This is a genomic window from Thermomicrobium roseum DSM 5159 (assembly GCF_000021685.1).
Classification (GTDB): domain Bacteria; phylum Chloroflexota; class Chloroflexia; order Thermomicrobiales; family Thermomicrobiaceae; genus Thermomicrobium; species Thermomicrobium roseum.
Map to the genome: position 1 here is coordinate 187,612 of NC_011961.1, position 17,737 is coordinate 205,348.

10 protein-coding genes are annotated in these 17,737 nt (G+C 70.1%); 9 read left to right on the forward strand and 1 reads right to left on the reverse strand.

Annotated elements, in window-relative coordinates:
• Positions 1–207 precede the first annotated feature (207 nt).
• Positions 208–1,812 carry a PucR family transcriptional regulator gene (locus TRD_RS13835; protein ID WP_012642991.1) on the forward strand — a complete coding sequence of 535 codons (1,605 nt, stop codon included), beginning with the start codon at positions 208–210 and terminating at the stop codon, positions 1,810–1,812.
• Positions 1,813–2,477: 665 nt separating this feature from the next.
• On the opposite strand, the gene TRD_RS10150 is transcribed toward TRD_RS13835, so the two are convergent.
• Positions 2,478–3,170: a flagellar brake protein gene (locus TRD_RS10150; RefSeq protein WP_012643282.1), complete on the reverse strand. Its 693-nt coding sequence runs from the start codon at positions 3,168–3,170 to the stop codon at positions 2,478–2,480.
• Between the two features lie 1,021 nt (positions 3,171–4,191).
• On the opposite strand from TRD_RS10150, the gene TRD_RS15250 reads away from it, so the two are divergent.
• The 8 genes from TRD_RS15250 to TRD_RS10190 all read left to right on the forward strand — a co-directional run bounded on the left by TRD_RS15250 (position 4,192) and on the right by TRD_RS10190 (position 17,186).
• Positions 4,192–5,400: a flagellin N-terminal helical domain-containing protein gene (locus TRD_RS15250; protein ID WP_012642772.1), complete on the forward strand. Its 1,209-nt coding sequence runs from the start codon at positions 4,192–4,194 to the stop codon at positions 5,398–5,400.
• 180 nt (positions 5,401–5,580) lie between these two features.
• Positions 5,581–6,120 (forward strand): hypothetical protein, encoded by a 540-nt coding sequence (locus TRD_RS10160; protein ID WP_012642395.1) that lies wholly within the window; start codon positions 5,581–5,583, stop codon positions 6,118–6,120.
• Between the two features lie 1,101 nt (positions 6,121–7,221).
• Entirely contained in the window at positions 7,222–9,117 is a 1,896-nt protein-coding gene (locus TRD_RS13840) for a chemotaxis protein CheB (protein ID WP_052294127.1), read from the forward strand.
• Positions 9,118–9,153: 36 nt separating this feature from the next.
• Positions 9,154–9,534: a response regulator gene (locus TRD_RS10170; RefSeq protein ID WP_012643061.1), complete on the forward strand. Its 381-nt coding sequence runs from the start codon at positions 9,154–9,156 to the stop codon at positions 9,532–9,534.
• A 28-nt stretch (positions 9,535–9,562) separates the two neighbouring features.
• A complete protein-coding gene (locus tag TRD_RS10175; RefSeq protein WP_012643156.1) occupies positions 9,563–10,075 on the forward strand; it encodes a chemotaxis protein CheX in 513 nt (170 codons plus the stop codon).
• 19 nt (positions 10,076–10,094) lie between these two features.
• Complete coding sequence (locus TRD_RS10180) at positions 10,095–10,844, forward strand: hypothetical protein (protein ID WP_012643281.1); 750 nt, start codon at positions 10,095–10,097, stop codon at positions 10,842–10,844.
• Positions 10,845–12,016: 1,172 nt separating this feature from the next.
• Positions 12,017–14,107, forward strand: a complete 2,091-nt coding sequence (locus TRD_RS10185; protein ID WP_012642447.1) for a methyl-accepting chemotaxis protein — start codon at positions 12,017–12,019, stop codon at positions 14,105–14,107.
• Positions 14,108–14,138: 31 nt separating this feature from the next.
• Positions 14,139–17,186, forward strand: coding sequence for a chemotaxis protein CheW (locus TRD_RS10190; RefSeq protein ID WP_169302308.1), 3,048 nt, complete (start codon positions 14,139–14,141; stop codon positions 17,184–17,186).
• Positions 17,187–17,737: the final 551 nt, after the last annotated feature.

The window sequence follows — 17,737 nt, forward strand, 5'->3', positions numbered from 1 at the left end:
GGCGGGCGGACCAGCGACGCGGTCGATGCATGCCACCAGGGGTCCGCCGCATCCCTGGCGCGGCGGGTGAGGCACGCCTCGCCTCGACCAGCGCTCCCTGCCCGCGAAGGGTATCGAGTTCCCACGAGGGGGCGGGCCAGCCGCCGGTTTTGGAGCAGCGTACACTTCTGAGCAGGCACACCTGGAAGACGTCACAGGAGGAACACCGTGCGCGTCGCTGATCTTCTGGATCTTCCGGTCCTGCAGGGTGCCCGGGTGGTGGCGGGAGCGAGCGGGCTGGAGGCACGGGTCCGCTGGGTCCACGTGGTCGACCTGCCCGATCCCCTACCCTGGATCGACCGCGGCATGCTGATGCTCAGCACCGGCATCGCCTGGCCGCGTCAGGACGAGGAACTGGCCGACCTGGTGCGACGATTGGCCGAACGCGGGGTGGCGGCACTGGGTCTGGCGGTTCCGCACTATTTCGCGCGCTTCCCCGACCCGATGCGGATCGCGGCCGAGGAGGTCGGTCTGCCGCTCATCGAAATCCCGTGGGAGATTCCCTTCGTCCGCATCACCGAGACGGTCCACCAGCTCATCCTGCGCGAGCAGTGGCAGGAACTGGAGCGGGCCGAGAAGCTGCACCGCGAGCTGATGCGGGCAGCGGCCCGGACGCGCAGCCTCGATCGGTTGGTCCGCACGCTGGGCGAACTCCTCGGTCGCTCGATCACGGTCGAGGAGCCGGACGGGACGCTCCTAGCGTACTACCAGCGTGGCCCCTACGAGGACGCGGCCCGGCAGGTGACGATCGAGTCGGGTCGCGCACCGGCCTGGCTGCAGGAGGGGCTGGCAGCTCGCGGCTACTTACCGCCGCAGGGCACGCAGCCGTATCGTGTCCCCGCCATCCCCGAACTGGGATTGCGCGAGCGGGTGGTCTGTCCCATCTGGCTGCACGGGGAACTGGTCGGGCTCGTCTGGATCATCGAGGGAGGTGAACCGCTGAGCGGCCTGGATCTCCGGGCGGCCGAGCATGCGGCGCTGGTGTTCGCCTTGCTCTTCGCCCAGCAGCGGGAACTCGCTCAACTGGAGGCGCGGTTGGGCTACGCCTTCCTCAACACGGTCATCGAGGGGCGCTTCAGTGGATCGCCGGAGGAGCTGGAGCGGGCACGCGCGCTCGGCTACGATCCGGCGCGGCGCTACCGCGTTGCGGTGATCGCGCTCGGTGAGCCGCCGCTCACGGTGGAAGCGTTCCAGCGGCGCGAGCAGGTGGCGCTGCGCGTCCGGCGGGTCCTGCGTCAGCTCGCGGCGGCACCGCTGGTAGCGACCGTACACGACCAGGTCATCGCGCTGGTCGAGCAGGAGGCGCACCTGGAGCGGATCTGGCAGGAGCTGGCCGGGTGCGGGCTCACCGCGGTGGCTGGGCGCGCGCACGCTGGACCGGACGGAGTACGCCGGAGCTACCGCGAGGCCTGTACCCTCCTCGAATACGTGAGCCGGCCGGGACTGTACCGCTACGAGGATCTGGTCCTGGAGCGCGTGCTCGCGGGGGACAGCGAGGCGCGCCAGGCGTTCCTTTCCCTCTGGCTCGGGCCACTCGAGCGGGCACGACACGGCGACCGGCTGGTCGAAACGCTCGTGCACTGGGTGCGAGCGCGCTTTTCGGTCAACGCGGTTGCCGAGGAACTGGGGGTGCATCCCAACACGGTCCGCTACCGGCTGGAGCAGGCGGGCACTCTGCTGGGCCGCGATCTGAGTGACCCAGAAGCGCAATTCGAGCTGCAGCTTCTCTTGCGCCTGCTCGGTCGGGAGGGGAAGCTGCCCGTCGTGGCGTGAGCGAGAAGCGCACCGAGCTGAAACCCGGGGTTCGATCCGCGGACCCCTGGATGGGCTGAGGACGCGCCTGCCCGGTCCGATCGGTCAAGGGGAAGGGTCTCGGTGCCAGAGACAGCTTCGGCCAGCCGAGAGAGCGGGTCTGGCCGTTCACAGCCGGGCGGATGGTGACTCCTCGCCTGCCCAGTCAGGCGTGATGGGAGGATCGTGGCCAGCTGGCTCCCGGTCCGAACCGCCGCCGACCACTACGATTCCACGCGGTCGGCGACGGCGCAGGGTCGCGGGAATCAGGGGCAGTGCATGGGGGGCCTCACCGGTCGACGCGGCCCCGTGCGGCCCGCTCACCGGGAGCTCAGCTCCGGCGGTGCCTGACCCGCCGGCCCAGAGGGCCGGTCATTGCGGCGGGAGAGCGAGTGCCGCCATGTGCCCGAGCGCACCGCAGCGTAGGGCGCCACGCGGGTGTGCCGCGCCTCTGGCGCGGCGGGCGAGGCAGCGCCTCGCCCCTACACAGGTAGGACGGTTCTCTCCGGTGCAGCACAGTCCGGTCACGGTTGGGCGGTGCAGCCCCGTCCGGTAGGGGTCAGGCGGTGCCCGACCCGCCGGTGGTGTGCGGAGGGCAGCGAGAGTGCCGGTGGCCGGAACGGGCTGGTCGCTGCGCCGGGGCTCGGCTAGCCGGCGCGGGTCTGCCTGGCGCACTCGCGCTGGCGCTGGAACACGAAGCGGACGATGACATCCTCGGTACGGCGATCCAGCCGCTCGAACTGGCAGCCGTGATCCCAGCGTGGTGGGTCGGCGTGCTCGAGCGGCGTCACCCGCCGCACGACGGCAACCGCGCCGATCGGCTGGGTCGCGTTGGGGAGCGCGAAGCGGAGCGCCAGCCGGTCACCCGGACGGAGCGGCTGGCTCAGGCGGAGGCGGACACCGCCGGCACTGAGGTCGACGATGAGGCCACGCAGGGGCTGCGGTTCCCCTTCGGCGGGGAGGAGCAGGATTTCTTCCGGTGCGATGGTCACGGCGACGCGGCAGTGCTCGCGACGCTGCATCCGCTCCCAGTTCCCCACGGGTGCGAGGACCAGGCGTGCCTGCGGCTCGAGCACCGTCGCGACGACCTCGCAGGGGACCACGTAGAGGGCGTCGTCCGGGACCGTGGCACCGAGGTAGACGGGGTCGCCGCGGTGGACGAAGACGTAGGCCAGCTGGACCATCGGCCAGCCGACCACGACACGCTGGCCATCGGGCGTGAAGTCCTCGACGCGGGTGCGGTGCCAGGCGAGCCGCCCGGTGCGGTCGGGGACGCCCAGGTCGGCTGTCTGCCAGACCGTGAACCCTTTAGGTGGCTGCGTGAGCGGCCTTTGGATCACCCTGTCCCCCTCGGCTCCTGGTCATAGGTATCGGCAGGGGCGTCTCGCAGCTGGAGCCGAGTGTAGCGTGGATCGGGCCGGCCAGCCAGTCGTCGCTCGGCTCGCCGGGCCGGTGCACGCGCCGACCGTGTCGGCGGCCGAGATGATCGCTGACGGAGCGCACCGGTGGACCGCCCGCCGGCACGCAGCGCGGCGGATCATCCCTTGCCCGTCACGCCGAAGAATGTCCGAGTCTCCCACGCCCCTCACGCGGCGAGCGCGGCACGCCTGACCCCGGTGCGGGATTGTCCACCGCCGCGGTGATCGGTGCGCGTGGGGCCGCTGCGTGACCCACCCCATCCGGTAGGGGTCAGGCGGTGCCTGACCCGCCGGCCCGGGAGGGCCGGCAACGAGCACGCGGTGCGCGATTGCCGATGCGTCTCTCTCGCCAACCGTGCCGGCTGTGCTCCTCGGAGGTTGCCGCGCCTCGAGCGCGGCGGGCGAGGCGGCGCCTCGCCCCTACACAGGTGGGGCGGAGCGTCCCCGGTGTGGCCTATGCCGGCACGGATGGGCGGTGCGTGAATCCCGTGCTGTAGGGGTCAGGCGGTGCCTGACCCGCCGGCCCGTCAGGGCCGGCAATCATGCCAGTGTGGCGCATCCCCGGGCGGGCATTCGTGTGCGACGGGCAGGAGCCACCCCCGCCTCGTCGGGGTCAGGTGGTGCCTGATCCACTGACCCAGAGGGCCGGCCATCATGCCGGTCGTGGCGCGAGGCCGATCGTGCCGTCCGGATCCAGGAGGCGGCCGATCCGCGCTTGATGGGGTGGCTGCGCCGTGCGGCCGCGCCGTGCGAACCGGTACTTCTTTCCCTATCCAGTGCGCCGGACGACCAGCCGAAAGAGGAGAACAGAAAGGAGGCCCTGCCGCCGGGCGAGGCGGCGCGAGAACTGGTCGACCGCGGGCGACGGCGAGACAGTCGCATAGGACGGATAGCCGGCGCAGGGACGTGCCGGCGGAAAGAGAAACGGCAAGGGAGGCCACCCATGCGGATCTACAACAACGTCAATGCGGTCAACGCCCAGCGGAACCTCTCCATCACCGGGTTCGCCCTGGCCAAGTCGATCGAGAAGCTTTCCAGCGGCTTGCGCATCAACCGGGCGGCCGACGATGCGGCCGGGCTCTCGATCTCCGAGAAGCTGCGGGCGCAGATCCGCGGCGTCATGCAGGCGATGCGCAACGCCCAGGACGGCGTCTCGATGATCCAGACGGCCGAAGGCGCGCTCAACGAAGTCCACTCCATGCTCCAGCGCATGCGCGAGCTGGCCGTCCAGGCTGCCAACGACACGCTAACGACCGAGGACCGGCGAGCGATCTATCAGGAACTGGACAACTTGCGCGTGGAAGTCGATGCGATCGTCGCTCGGACGTCCTTCAACGGGAAGAACCTCCTCGATGGCACGCTGGTCACGACGGTTGCCGCTGGAAGCGAAATCAAGGTCGGCACAACGCTCACCGGCGGGGGCGAGACGGCCCATGTCTTCGCCCTCGACGTCTCCGGTGCGGTACCGGGCAGAACCTACACGTTCTCCTACAACTCAACGACCGACACACTGACACTCACTCGCAGTGGAGACAACGTTTCTCAGTCGATCACGATCTCGAACATCGCGGCGGGTGGAAGCCAAGTTCTCAACTTCTCAGCCCTCGGCATCAAGCTGACGGTCACCAGCACTGGTGGCATCACCGCCGATAACCTCGGTGCCGCGCTGACAGCAGGGGCGACGGACACCATCACCACCCACAATGGTGGCGGCAGTGCTAACATGCAGGTAGGGCCGAACTCAACACACTCCTTCAATGTAAATTTCAGTGACGTGCGTGTCTCTGGGACAGCTTCTGCGATGACAACACTTGACTCAGCTATCACTGCCTTCTCCACGTCACTGAGTGGACTGAATTCTGCTCAGGTAACTGCTGCTCAAAACCTGATCAATGCTCTCGACGGGGCGATCAGTTACGTCAACGAGGTACGTTCTTATCTCGGTGCCGTGCAGAACCGGCTCGAGCATGCGATCGCCAACCTGGGCGTGCAGCACGAGAACCTGACCGCCTCGGAGAGCCGGATCCGCGACGTCGACATGGCGAAGGAGATGGTCATCTTCACCCGCAACCAGATCCTCCAGCAGGCGGGCGTGGCGGTCCTCTCCCAGGCCAACGCGATGCCGCAGTCGGTGCTCCAGCTCCTGCGCTAGTCCGAAGCGTAGCCGCGCCCCGGTCGGGCAGCCACCCGACCGGGGCGCTCGCGTTCGTGGGGCAGCGGTCGCACCGCGACTGCCGCAGCGGATCAGTCCGCTCGCGGTGCAGAGGCGGTGCAGAGATGGACTGGGAACAGGCCGGCTGGGCGGCCGAAGGGGGTCGAAAGGAGGCGAGCGATGGTCGAGCGGTGTTGCGGCGCGCGGGCCGCCGGCGCCAGCTGGCAGCTCGAGGCGCAGGCTGCGCGGGTGCGGCTCAGGGCCGGTGCGGCCGGTGAACCGCCGGCTCCAGTGGTGGCGCACGTCGCGCTGACGGTCGAGCGTTCGGTCGAGGGGGCGCCGCTCCGGCTGCGCGGCGCAGTGGCGGTGCACGGGGTGACCACCTGGTTCACGGTCGACCTGGCCAGCGGGACAGTGGCGCTGTGCGACGCGCGCGGTGGGAGCTGGTCGGGGCGGCTGGAGGCGGCCCCGGAGCCGGTGCGGCAGCTGGTAGCCACCGTGCGGGAGCAGGCGCCGGGGGAGCCGACACGCCGCTGGACAGAACTGCGAGTCGGCGGCGTCCGGCTCGGCCGGGCGGCGAGCGCGAGCGAGCGGGAGGAAACGCGCGAGCTCACCGTACGGGTGGAGGACCCACGGTTGCTCGAGCGGATCCGGGGGACGCGCGTCGCGCTCGAGTGGCAGGCGCTGGCGCTGCGCGTCCTGGCCGGCCGGGCCGGGTGAGCGGCCGAGCGGGGTAGGGCGGTGCATCGTCGGCGCGTTCCGGTCGGCGGTCGGCCCGGCGACGCCAGTTGCGCCAGGGGTGCGGCCCGAGTCCGCGTGTCGTCGCGGTGGCCTCCACCGCGCATGTACCACGGTCATCAGCGTGTCACGGGGCGATTGCCGGCCCTGCGGTCCGGCGGGTCAGGCGGAGCCTGACCCCTACAGGATGAGGCCGAGCACCGGGCCTGTGACGGCCATCCGTTCCCGCGGCGCCAAACCGCCAAACCATGTAGGGGCGAGGCGCTGCCTCGCCCGCCGCGCCAGATGGCGCGGCGATTCCGCGTGGCCGACACGTCTCGCACGACACGCATCGCAGATCAGCCGAGCGGCTGTATCCACGATCGCCCGGCCGTGAACGGCCGGGCTCACTCCCCAAGCCGGCTGAAGCCGGCTGACCCCAACGGCGCCTGCACCCAGCCGATCGACTCGGGCGCCTGGGCGCCTCACAGCCCCCTTCAGGGGGCTTGGGGATTCAGCCCGGGGCTTCAGCCCCGGGCGCACTCCGGCCGTGATCGGCATCCGCACACTGGCGACGGTGGTTATTGCCGGCCCTCCCGGGCCGGTGGGTCAGGCAGCGCCTGACCCCTACAGGACGGGGCTGCACCGCCCAACCGTGGCAGGTCGAAGGTCCACCGCTGATCCGCCATCCACCCCTGTAGGGGCGAGGCGCTGCCTCGCCCGCCGCGCCAGAGGCGCGGCAACGCCGGTCACCGATACCCCGGTCGCCATCGCAACGGCACCACCATGGTCGGCCGGCGACGGTGGCCTCTGCCAGTCCTGCCGGGCTGGCGGGTCAGGCAGCGCCTGACCCCTACAGGACGGGGGTCAGGGAGCGCCCGCGCCCGACGGGATGGGGGTCACGCCCCGCGCCCGTCGCGCCTCGATCGCGGCGGTGATGTGCCTCGCCGTACGGAGTGCCGGCTGGCGGGATGCGACTAGGACGCGCAGGAGGTGCGATCTGGGACGAACGGGCTAGGGCAGGCGGTGCGCCGTGGGGTCATGATGGAAGCGCGATCGGCCGAAACCAGTGGTCAGGCGGGTGCTCGGTCGAGGGAGCTGGGTATGGTCGATCAGTTGATCCGGCAGGTCGGGGAAAAGATTTTCCCGTGTCTCGGGTTCAGCCCGACCGAGCTCCTCTGGCAGCGGCTGGCGCGGGTGGTGCACCAGGAGGCACGACGGGTCGGTGCAGCCAGCGTGGAGGAGTTCCTGCAGCGGGCGGTGCGGGGCGAGCGGGCGGTCCTCGAAGCGATCTGTCAGGCGCTCACCATCAACGAGACCTATTTCTTCCGCGAACCCAAGCATTTCGATGCCTTGCGGCAACTCCTGCCGGAGTTGGCTAAGCAGCAGCAACCGGTGCGCATGCTGTCGGCCGGCTGCTCGAGCGGTGAGGAGCCCTACTCGCTGGCCATGACGGCACACGAGGTACTCGGTCCGCTGGGGAACGCGTTCGAGGTACTCGGCGTCGATTTCGACGGCGAGGCCCTGGAGCGGGCGCGCGGCGGCTGCTACCGGCAGTGGTCGTTCCGCGACCAAGGGCTGGAGCGAGCGCGCCCGCACCTGGAGCAGCGTGGCGAGCTCTGGTGCGTGCGCGATGTCATCCGGGGTCGCGTGCGCTTCGAGCAGGTCAACCTGATCGAGCGGGTGCCGCCCGGGCCCTTCGCCGTCATCTTTTGCCGCAACACGCTCATGTACTTCACCAGCGAGCACCGCGAGTCGATCGTGCGGCGCTTCGTCGAAGCGCTCCTGCCGGGTGGGATCCTGGTGATCGGGTCGGCCGAGACGCTCGATCGCATCCCCGCCGAGCTCGAGCGGGTGACGGTGGCCGGGGCCTATCTCTACCGCAAGCGGGAGCATGTCGTGCCGGTCGCGGGCACCGAACCAGCCGAGACGGTGCGCGTGCTCCTGGTGAGCAGTTCCCCGGTCAGTCGGGTGGGTATCCGCCAGGCGCTGCGGCAGCTTCCTGGGGTGGAACTGGCCGGCGAGGTGCGCTCGGTCGAGGAGGCGCGGGCGCGACTGGAGGACGACGGCAGCGCGGTGGTCCTGCTCGATGCGCTGGAGGACAGCGCGGTGCTCGAGCGGGCCGCGCTCCTCCAGGGGTGGCCGCTGGTGGCGATCGTAGGGCCTGGCGTGGCGGTGCCGCGTGGCCTGCCCAGCCTGGTCGTATCGGATCTCGTCCCAGGGGCGGTGCGGCGGCTGGCACCGGAGCTCGGCGAGACGCTGCGCCAGGCTCGGGTCCGCCCGCTCGGCCGGCTGCGTGGTGAGGGGAACGGGACCGGTCTTCTGCTGCGGCGCAGCGTCGCCAGTGGGACGCTGGCGGGGGCCAACGGGCGCACTGGTACCGGTGCGCTGGGGGAGCCGCTGCGGCGCGTTGCCGAGCGGCTGCTGCTCATCGGGTCCTCGACCGGTGGGCCGGCGGTGGTGGCCGACCTGATCGCGCGGCTGCCGGCTGGGCTCGGGCTGGGGGTGCTGGTGGTTCAGCACATGCCCCCGAACTTCACGCGCAGCTTCGCCGAACGGCTGAGCCGCGTCGGACGGTATGCGGCGCGCGAGGCAGAGGACGGGGAACTCGTGGTCGCGGACACCGTGCTGGTTGCGCCAGGTGGACGGAACGTGCTGCTGACGCGGGGCGGTCGGGTGCAGGTGGTGCCACCGGACCGGAGCGATATCTACGTGCCCAACGTCAACCGGGCCTTCGCGTCGGCCGCGCGCGCCGGACTCGCGCCGCGGACGATGGCGGTGATCCTGACCGGGATGGGGGACGACGGGGCGATCGGGATGGCCGAGCTCGCCGCGGCCGGAGCGTATACGGTGGTGCAGCGGCCCGAGGAGGCAGTGGTGGCGGGGATGATCGAGGCAGCGCTGGCCCGCGGGGCAGTGCAGAAGGTGTTGGCGACTGCCGATATTCCCAGTGAGGTCGTGCGCTGGGCGCAGCGTGGGGTGATGGCCACGCGCGGCTGAGCACAAGCCGAGCGGATGGAAAGGAGGAACGAGGTCATGCTCAAGGTCCTGATCGCTGACGATTCGAAGATGATGCGGGTGATGCACGTGCGCTCGCTCCGTCAAGTGGGCTATGAGGTGGAGGCAAGCGAGGCGAACAACGGCGAGGAGGCGCTCGCCCTGTTCGAGCCGGGGAAGTTCGATCTGGTGATCGTCGACTGGAACATGCCGGGGATGGACGGGATCGAGTTCGTGCGGGCGGCGCGCGAGAAGGAGCAGGGGGCCGGCAAGCGGACGCCTATCCTGATGATCACCAGCCAGAGCACCGAGGAGCAGATGCTCAAGGCCAAGGAGGCGGGCGTCGATAACCTCCTGACCAAGCCGGTGACGCCGGAAGCGATCGGGGCGGCGCTCGAGATGCTGCTGGCTCGGGCCTAGCCGCGGTGGATGGGGGAGGAGCGAAGCGGTGAGCCACGCGATCGTGCAGGACTTGACGACGAGCGGGCGGCTGGTCGAGTTCATCGGGCAAGCGGCCCGCGAAGCGCTGGAGCCGCTCTGTGGGGTCGAGGTCAGCGTGCTCGGCGAGGCGGAGCTGCCCTGGGCGCACCCGCCGGTCGGGATCGCCCTGGTGACGGTGGTCGATACCAGCGGGGGCGGCTTCCAGGCGGTGGTCTGGCTGGGCGGGGAACTCGAGGCCCTCGCCTCGGTCGCCGAGGTACTCCTGGGCGAGCGACCGGACGGTGAGGACGAGATGCTGCAGGATGCGGTGCGGGAACTCACCAATATCCTGGCTGGGCAGATCCAGCGGCATCTGGCCAGCGTGGGGCTGCAGATGGGGCTCGGCCTGCCGGTTTACGTGAGTGGAGCCAAAAGCCTGAACGTGGGGGCCAGCCTGGCCAGCGGCGCGGCCGTGCGTGTTCAGGTCGGGCTCCCCGATGCACCGACGTTGGACGTCGGCTTCGCGGCCAAGGAGGGCTGAGAGCAACGAGGAGCGAGCGATGTCGGTCAAAGTCGCACCGGTCTTCCCAGCTTCGGCACCGCTGACGCGCAACCCGAAGGTGCCGCAGAAGTACCGCCCGGTGCTCTGGGAGCAGTACCTCTTGCCGACCCTGGCCGAGAATCTGGCGACGCTGCTCGGCATCAGCGTCGGCTTCCTGCCGGAATCGATCGTCGGGGCGGTCTTCGAGCGTGGGAAGTTCAAGCCGGGCACGGGGTGGGCGCTGGCCCGCTTCCGGATCAACCTGCAGGAGGAGCAGGTGCCGGCTTTTCTCCTGCAGCCCCTGGCGGAAGCGCTGGACTGGGGGGCCATCGGCATGCGCCGGCCGCCAGCGACGCGCGAGGCACCAGTGGTCGGGAAAGAGGGCGTGCAGCTCAGCGAAGCGCAGGAGATGGATCTGGCGGCCTACCATGAGGTCTGCAACGTGGTGACCTGTGGGGTGCTGGCCCGCGCCTGGCGGAGCAAGCTGGAGCGGCCTCTCTACATCTTGCTGGATGGCGTGGAGGCGGTGGTGCCGGCACAGTTTCCGGCCGAACTCGAGAACGGCAAGTGGGTCATTCTGCAGGCGAGCTTCGGTTACAGCGAGCGGCCGGTCAAGCCGGTCAAGGGGCAGCCGCCGCAGTACGAGAAGCAGACGGTCTGGCTGTTCGTGGTGTCGGAGGCACTGGCGCTCAAGGCGCTCTGGGGAGCGCCGGACGGCAAGGAGAAGGACAAGACAGCCTGGCTGGTCTCGACCGGGCAGTGGACCTGAACGGGCGGCGGAGGTCAGCAGGGCGTGGGAACTCCCCACGCCCTGTTTTGCTGTGGTCAGTGGGGTGCGCAGTGCACCGCGTGCCAGTGTGCCGACGGCGAATCCACAGGTGACCGCTCGGCTGGTCGGGGGCACCCGGTGCCCGAGCCGTCGGCCCAGGGCGGCCGGCAATGAGCGCGCGGTGCGATGGTGGTCGTGGAATCGGAATTGCCAACGCTACGGGTGGGTGAAGGAGGTCTGCCGCGCCTTTGGCGCGGCGGGCGAGGCAGCGCCTCGCCCCTACACAGGTAGGGCGGTTCTCTCCGGTGCAGCACAATCTGGTCGCGGTTGGGCGGTGCAGCCGTCTTGTGTAGGGGTCAGGCGCTGCCTGACCCGCCGGCCCACCGGGCCGGCCCATGCTGGTGGAGATGCGTCGTTCGTGGTGCCCGGCAACGTGGCAGCGGTGCCGTATGCCGCGCTACGTTGGGCCGCGCCATCCGGCGCAGCGGGCGAGGCAGCGCCTCGCCCCTACAAGATTGGGCGGTTCAGCACCAGTGCGCCGCATGGCCGGCTCCGGTCAGGTGATCGGCCCCGCTTTGTAGGGGTCAGGCGGTGCCTGCCCCGCCGGTCCGGGAGGGCCGGGGAATGACACCGTCGCCGGGGTACGGATGGAGATCACGGCGGGGATGGGCGCCAGCCGTGCGCCCGGGGCTGAAGCCCCGGGCTGAATCCCCAAGCCCCCTGAAGGGGGCTGTGAGGCGCACAGGCGCCCGGGTCGATCGGCTGGGTGCAGGCGCCGTTGGGGTCAGCCGGCTTCAGCCGGCTTGGGGACTGAGCCCGGCCGTTCACGGCCGGGCGATCGTGGATACAGCCGCTCGGCTGATCTGCGCTGCGTGTCGTGCGAGACGTGTCGGCCACGCGGAATCGCCGCGCCAGAGGCGCGGCGGGCGAGGCAGCGCCTCGCCCCTACAAGGGTATGCCAGGCGTCCCCGGGCCGGCATTCGAGCGCGGCGGGTGGGCGTAATCCCCGTTTCGTCGGGGGCCGGCCCTGCCTGACCCGCCGGCCCGGGAGGGCCGGCAATCCGGGGTGGGGTATCCCCGAAAGGTCCTGGTCCGCCGCGCGCCGCTCAAGTCTGGCTGGTTCCCTGCCGAAAGCTTCCAGCAGATGCGATGGAGAGTGGACGGGGGTAGCCATGACCATCGGTTTCCGGGAAAAGGTACTCGGTATTCTGGCGGCGATGGCCGCGATCTTCGTGCTCCTCGGTGCGATCGGCTGGTTCTGGCTGGGCCAGACCCGCAGCGCGGTGCAGCAAGTGAACGGGATGAACGAGGCGCTGACCGTGCTCGGGCAGACTGCGCGCCGCATGGCGGAGGTACGTGCGAACGTCGTGGCCCACGTGGGTGCCACGACCAATGCCGATTACCGCCGGCAGCTCGACGAGCGGATCGCCGAGTTGGACAACCAGATCGCCCAGGGGCTGGACCAGCTGCAGGCGCTGGCTCATACCCCGGAGGAACTGGAGCGAATGGCAGCCGTGCGCGAGGCCTGGACGACCTATCGAGCGTCGGCCGAGCGGACACTTCAGCTCTCCCGCAAGTACGATCTGGTCGCCGCGCAGCAGAACATGACCGGTGATGCGGCGCAGAAGTTCGCGGCTCTGCAGGACGCGATCAGGAATCTGGAGCAGGCGTCGTCCCAGGATGCCCAGGCGATCGCACAACGGGCGGAGAGCCAGCTCACCATGCTGCGCTTCGCCATGCTCGGTGCGGCTGGCCTGGCGGTCGTCGCCTTCCTGGGAGGGTTGCTGGTGCTGCGGCCTGCCCTGCGCACGGTGGCCGAGATCGCGGGGGCCAGCCAGCAGCTCGCCGAGCAGGAGTTGGCCGCGCTGGAGGCGGCGCTCGGCAAGCTGGCGGCCGGGGATCTCACCGCGCGCTTCGCAGTGACCATGGAACCACTGCCGGTCCGCGGACGCGACGAGTTGGCGCGGATGGCGCAGTCGTTCAACCGGATGCTGGAGCGCCTGCGAGCGGTCGGGAGCGCCTTCGGGAATGCGCTGGAGAACCTGACCCAGCTCGTCGGGCAGGTGCGGCTGGCCGTGCGCCAGGTCGGCGAGGCGGGCGCGCAGGCCCAGGCGCTCTCGGCGCAGATCGCCGAGGCATCCAATGCGGTCGCGCGGACGATCCAGGATGTGGCCCAGGGGTCAGCGACGCAAGCGGAGCAGGTGAGCAGCGCCTCGAGCGCGGTCGAGGAGATGAGCCAGACCATCCAGGCGGTGGCCAAGGCGGCGCAGGAGCAGGGGCGGGCGCTGCAGCGGGCGACCGAGCTGGTCCAGCAGATGGCCGACCGCAACCAGCGGGCGGGGGAACTGGCGCGGGGCGTGACCGAACGAGCGGGGCGCAACCGCGAGCAGGCCGAGAGCGGCAGCGCGGTGGTGCAGCGGACGCTCAGCACGATGGACCGCGTGCGTGCCCAGGTGGAGGAGACGGCACGGGCGATCCAGGAACTGGGCGAGCGCTCGAAGCAGATCGGCCAGATCGTCCAGGTGATCACCGACTTGACCGAGCAAACCAACCTCCTGGCGCTGAACGCCGCGATCGAGGCGGCGCGGGCCGGCGAGGCGGGGAAGGGCTTCGCCGTCGTGGCCGAAGAAGTGCGCAAGCTGGCCGAGCGCTCGGCCGCGTCGACGCAGGAGATCGCCCAGATGGTGCAGGGAATCCAGCGCACGGTCGAGCAAGCCGTCGCGGCGATGGCGGAGAGCGCCGGCTCGGTGACGCAGGTGAGCAGCGAGGCGCGCGAGGTGGCCGAGGTGTTCGCGGCCATCCGCCAGGCCGCCGAAGAGGTAGCCGAACGCAACCGCGAGCTCTTGGCCTCGCTCGAGGAGATCGCCAAGCGGAGCTCGGAACTCCGCGCGACGATGGAGGACACGGCCGCGATCGCCGAAGAGAACGCTGCCTCGGCCAGCGAGCTCTCGTCGACGGCCGAGCAAGTGCGCGGCTCGATCCGCCGGGTGACGGGCGTGGCCGAGCAGAACGCGGCTGCAGCCGAAGAAGTCTCGGCGGCGACCGAGCAGATGGCCACCCAGGTCGGCGAGATCGCGGCAGCCGCTGGTCAGCTGGTGGGATTGGCCGATCAGCTGGCCCGGCTGGTGGAGCGGTTCCGCGTGGCGGCCGGCGAGCCGGCGCGGGCACCGGTCGAGGCGAACGGGCGCGGCTGGTCCGAACCGGCAGCGTCACGGGTGCCGGTCAGCGCCGGAGCGAACGGGAATGGGCGTGGTGCCTGGTGATGCTGGCAACAGCGGGGGAGGAACCGGAGCGATGGGTGAGGACCGCGAGCTGATCGAGATGTTCATCGAGGAGACGCGCGAGCGGCTCGAGTCGATCGAGCCGGCCCTGGTCGAGCTGGAGCGGGCCGAGTCACCTGCCGAGAAGGAACGGCTCCTGAACGAGGTGTTCCGCCATCTCCACTCGACCAAGGGAAGCGCGGGCTACCTGAACCTGAGCGATCTGGTGGCGCTGGTGCATGCCGCCGAGCACCTGGCCGACGTGTTGCGCAAGGGTGCACCGGTCCAGCCCGAGCACGTCGATCTCTTGCTGCAGACGGTCTCGCTGGTGCGAGGGTACTTGGCCTTCCTGGCTGGGCAGGCTGAGCTACCGGAGGGACTGCCGGTCCTCACCCAACGCCTGCAACAGGCCGCCGAGCGCGCGCTCGAGCGCCCGCACGCGGGGGTGGACGCTGCGGCCGGCGACGCGACGCCAGCGACCAGTGGGCCGACGAGCGAGGGGGAGACTCGCCCGGACGAGCAGCGCGCCAGCGAGACCGAGCTGACCAGCTCGACGGTGCGGGTGCCGGTGCACGTGCTCGACCGCTTGGGCCGGCTGGCCGAGGAGATGCTGGTCACGCGCAACCGGATCACCGCACTGGCGGCCAACCTGCAGGACGGGGAACTCGTCGGAGCTTCCAAAAAGCTCTCGGTGATGGTCTCCGAGCTGCAGGATATCGCCGCTCTGACGCGACTGCAGCCGATCTCCTCGCTCTTCTCGCAGATGCCGCGCGTGGTGCGGGATGCGGCCCGCGCGACCGGGAAAGAGGTCGACCTCGTCATCGACGGCGGGCGCTTGGAAGTCGACCGGCGCATCCTGCAGGAGTTGCGCGACCCCCTGGTGCATCTCCTCCGCAATGCGGTCGATCACGGGATCGAATCGCCGGAGCGGCGGATCGCCTTCGGCAAACCCTCGCGCGGGCGGATCGCGCTGCGGGCGATGCGCGAGGGCTCCAACCTGGTCATCGAGGTGAGCGACGACGGAAAAGGGATCGACTACGAGGCGGTGCGCCAGAAGGCGGTCGAGCGTGGCTTCGTGAGCGCACGGGAGGCAGCGACGCTCACCGAGGCCGAGCTCAATGCGCTCCTGTTGCGACCCGGCTTCTCGACGCGTGACCGGGCGACCGAGCTCTCGGGGCGCGGCGTAGGCTTGGACGTCGTCGCCGTGCGGATGCAGGAACTGGGTGGGAGCCTGAGCATTTCGTCGGTGCCCGGGCAGGGGACGACGATCCGGCTGGTGGTGCCGACTTCCGTCTCGGTGATGAACACGCTGGTCTTCACCGCGCGCGGGTATCTCCTGGGCATTCCGTACAACGTAGTCCAGGAGATCGTGCTCATCACCGACCGCGACATCGAGCATTACGGCGAGCAGGATGTCTTCCGGTTGCGCGATCAGCTGGTGCCGCTCTTCACGCTGACCAGCTGGCCGGAGCGGGGCGACGGGGCCAAGAAGCAAGCCGGCAAGCACTACGTGCTCGTGCTGCGGGGCGAGGGGACGCTGGCTGGGCTGCTCTGCGACGGGATCGCGCGTTTCGAAGAGTTGATCGTCAAGCCGGTCGGGAACCTGTTGCGTGGCGTGGAGAGCGTGAGCGGGCTGGCCACGCTGGGGACCGGCGAGATCGTCCTGATCCTCGAGCCGGAGAAGATTCTGGCCGATGCCGGGCTGGCCATGGCCAGGATCCAGGCCGAGCAGGTCCAGTTGGGGCTGGTGCACGAGCACCAGGCGAGCGAGGACGATCTGGGCGAGCGGCTGGTGCTTCTCAAGGGGTACGGCGAGCACCGCTATGCCGTGCCGGTGCGACTCGTCTCCCGCATCGTCCGCTTCACGCCGGAGGAACTGGCGATCTTCGGCGAGCGGATCTACTACCGGACGGAGCAGGCGCTCATCCCGCTGATCGATCTGGACCGGGCGCTCCGGATGGGCGAGGGGGGTGCCGAGCAGGGTGGAATCGCAGTCCTCTTGCGGGCCGACAATCTCGAGTGCGGCTTTGTCGCATCGCAGGTTGTGCGGATCGGCCGGGTAGGGGTGGAGCCGGAGCCGTCCGACCGGCATGGTGTGACCGGCCTGCTCAACTTGTCCGATGGGGTTTATCTCATGGTGGATGTCCCGACACTCGTGCATGGCGAGTTGCGTCGGCTCTACGAGGCGCGCCAGGAAGCACGCTCGGTCCGCGGCAAGAAGGCGCTCATCGTCGAGGACAGCGTCTTCTACCGGGACGCACTGGAGGCGGTGCTCAAGCGGGCTGGCTATGCAGTCAGCGCGGTGGGGAGCGTGGAAGACGCGCTGGTGTTCCTGGCGCGGGTTCCCGATGTGGCGCTGATCATCACCGACTACAACCTGCCGGGGAAGAGCGGGCTCGATCTGATCCAGGTCGTGCGCAGCGGAGAGACCGCCGTGCGAGCCGACGTGCCGATCGTCGTGCTCTCGCAGTATCTCGGCGATCAACCGAACAGCGCGGAGTTGGCCGAGCGGTTGCGGGCGGCGGGAGCGAACGCGGTATACAGCAAGTTCGACGAGCTGGAGCAGAGCCAACTCCTCGAGCAGTTCCGGCATCTGGTGGTGCACGACGAGGCGGAGACGACGGCCGACCAGCAGCACGCCCGCGAAGAGGAGACGGTGCATGTCCTAGCGGTCAACCTCGGGGCAGAGGTTTACGGTGTGCCGATCGACCGGGTGCGGGAGATCACCACGCTGGACGGCGTGACACCGACGCCGCTCGACGATGCGGGCTTCCTCGGCCTCGCCAATATCCGCGGGGAGATCGTGCCGGTCTTCGACCTGGGCGGAGTGCTGCGTCGCCCGGTCCGCACGAACGGCGAAGCGGTCGACGTGGTCACCTTGACCAGCCTGGGGCCGATGGTGCTGCGCGGCGAGAGCATCCGCGGCACCGTGCGCGTGCCGGTCAGCGAACTCCGCGAGCCGACCGGCAACCTGGGGCCACTGGCCGAGATCGTACCGTCCGTGGCCACTTTGCCCGACTGTCTCTTGCAGGTGGTGGAGTTGGAGAAACTGGCGGGCGTCTGCTTGGGTCGGCGCGGCTGAAGACGGGCGCGGGCGTGCCGGGACTGGCTCGGCTGGGGCGATCCCGGCCGAGCCAGTCTCTTTGACTGGCCGGCGGTGCGCCGGCCGACGCACGGCCGAAGACGGGTTCGGTTGGGCCGAGCGAACGCTAGGGGTGGGCGGTGGATGGCCGGCGCGCGCTGCGCGATGGAGGCAGAGCGGCCACCCGGCTGGCCTGAGCCGGGGGAGCCGCGCTGGCTGGGGAGTCGGCTCGGGTGCGAGATAGCGCCAACGCGTCATACTCCGCTGCGTCAGCGGATTCTGGTGAAGACTGGCCGGTGTCGATCGAGCAGGGCCGACGGAGCCTCCGCGCTCGACGATGCAAGAGACCCCCGGCGCAGCCGAGACGTTGCGCGGGTACTCGCGCCTCGAGGAGGCTGGTCGGACGAGACCGGAGATCGGTCGTGGCAGCCTGCTCCGCCCGATCCGCGCTCATGGGCGCGGGGGCTGGGGCGCGGCGCTGCCTGTGCTGCGCTGGCCCGATGGTGCTCGCACTGTCCCCTCTTCAGGGGAGGCGGTACTCGACCGATAGT

What these genes read in the sequence shown, in the direction of transcription:
- TRD_RS10180 (WP_012643281.1), top strand. Translation starts at nt 10,095, where the DNA reads ATGTCGGTCAAAGTCGCACCGGTCTTCCCAGCTTCGGCACCGCTGACG.
- TRD_RS10160 (WP_012642395.1), top strand. Translation starts at nt 5,581, where the DNA reads ATGGTCGAGCGGTGTTGCGGCGCGCGGGCCGCCGGCGCCAGCTGGCAG.
- TRD_RS10185 (WP_012642447.1), top strand. Translation starts at nt 12,017, where the DNA reads ATGACCATCGGTTTCCGGGAAAAGGTACTCGGTATTCTGGCGGCGATG.
- TRD_RS10170 (WP_012643061.1), top strand. Translation starts at nt 9,154, where the DNA reads ATGCTCAAGGTCCTGATCGCTGACGATTCGAAGATGATGCGGGTGATG.
- TRD_RS10190 (WP_169302308.1), top strand. Translation starts at nt 14,139, where the DNA reads ATGGGTGAGGACCGCGAGCTGATCGAGATGTTCATCGAGGAGACGCGC.
- TRD_RS15250 (WP_012642772.1), top strand. Translation starts at nt 4,192, where the DNA reads ATGCGGATCTACAACAACGTCAATGCGGTCAACGCCCAGCGGAACCTC.
- TRD_RS13840 (WP_052294127.1), top strand. Translation starts at nt 7,222, where the DNA reads ATGGTCGATCAGTTGATCCGGCAGGTCGGGGAAAAGATTTTCCCGTGT.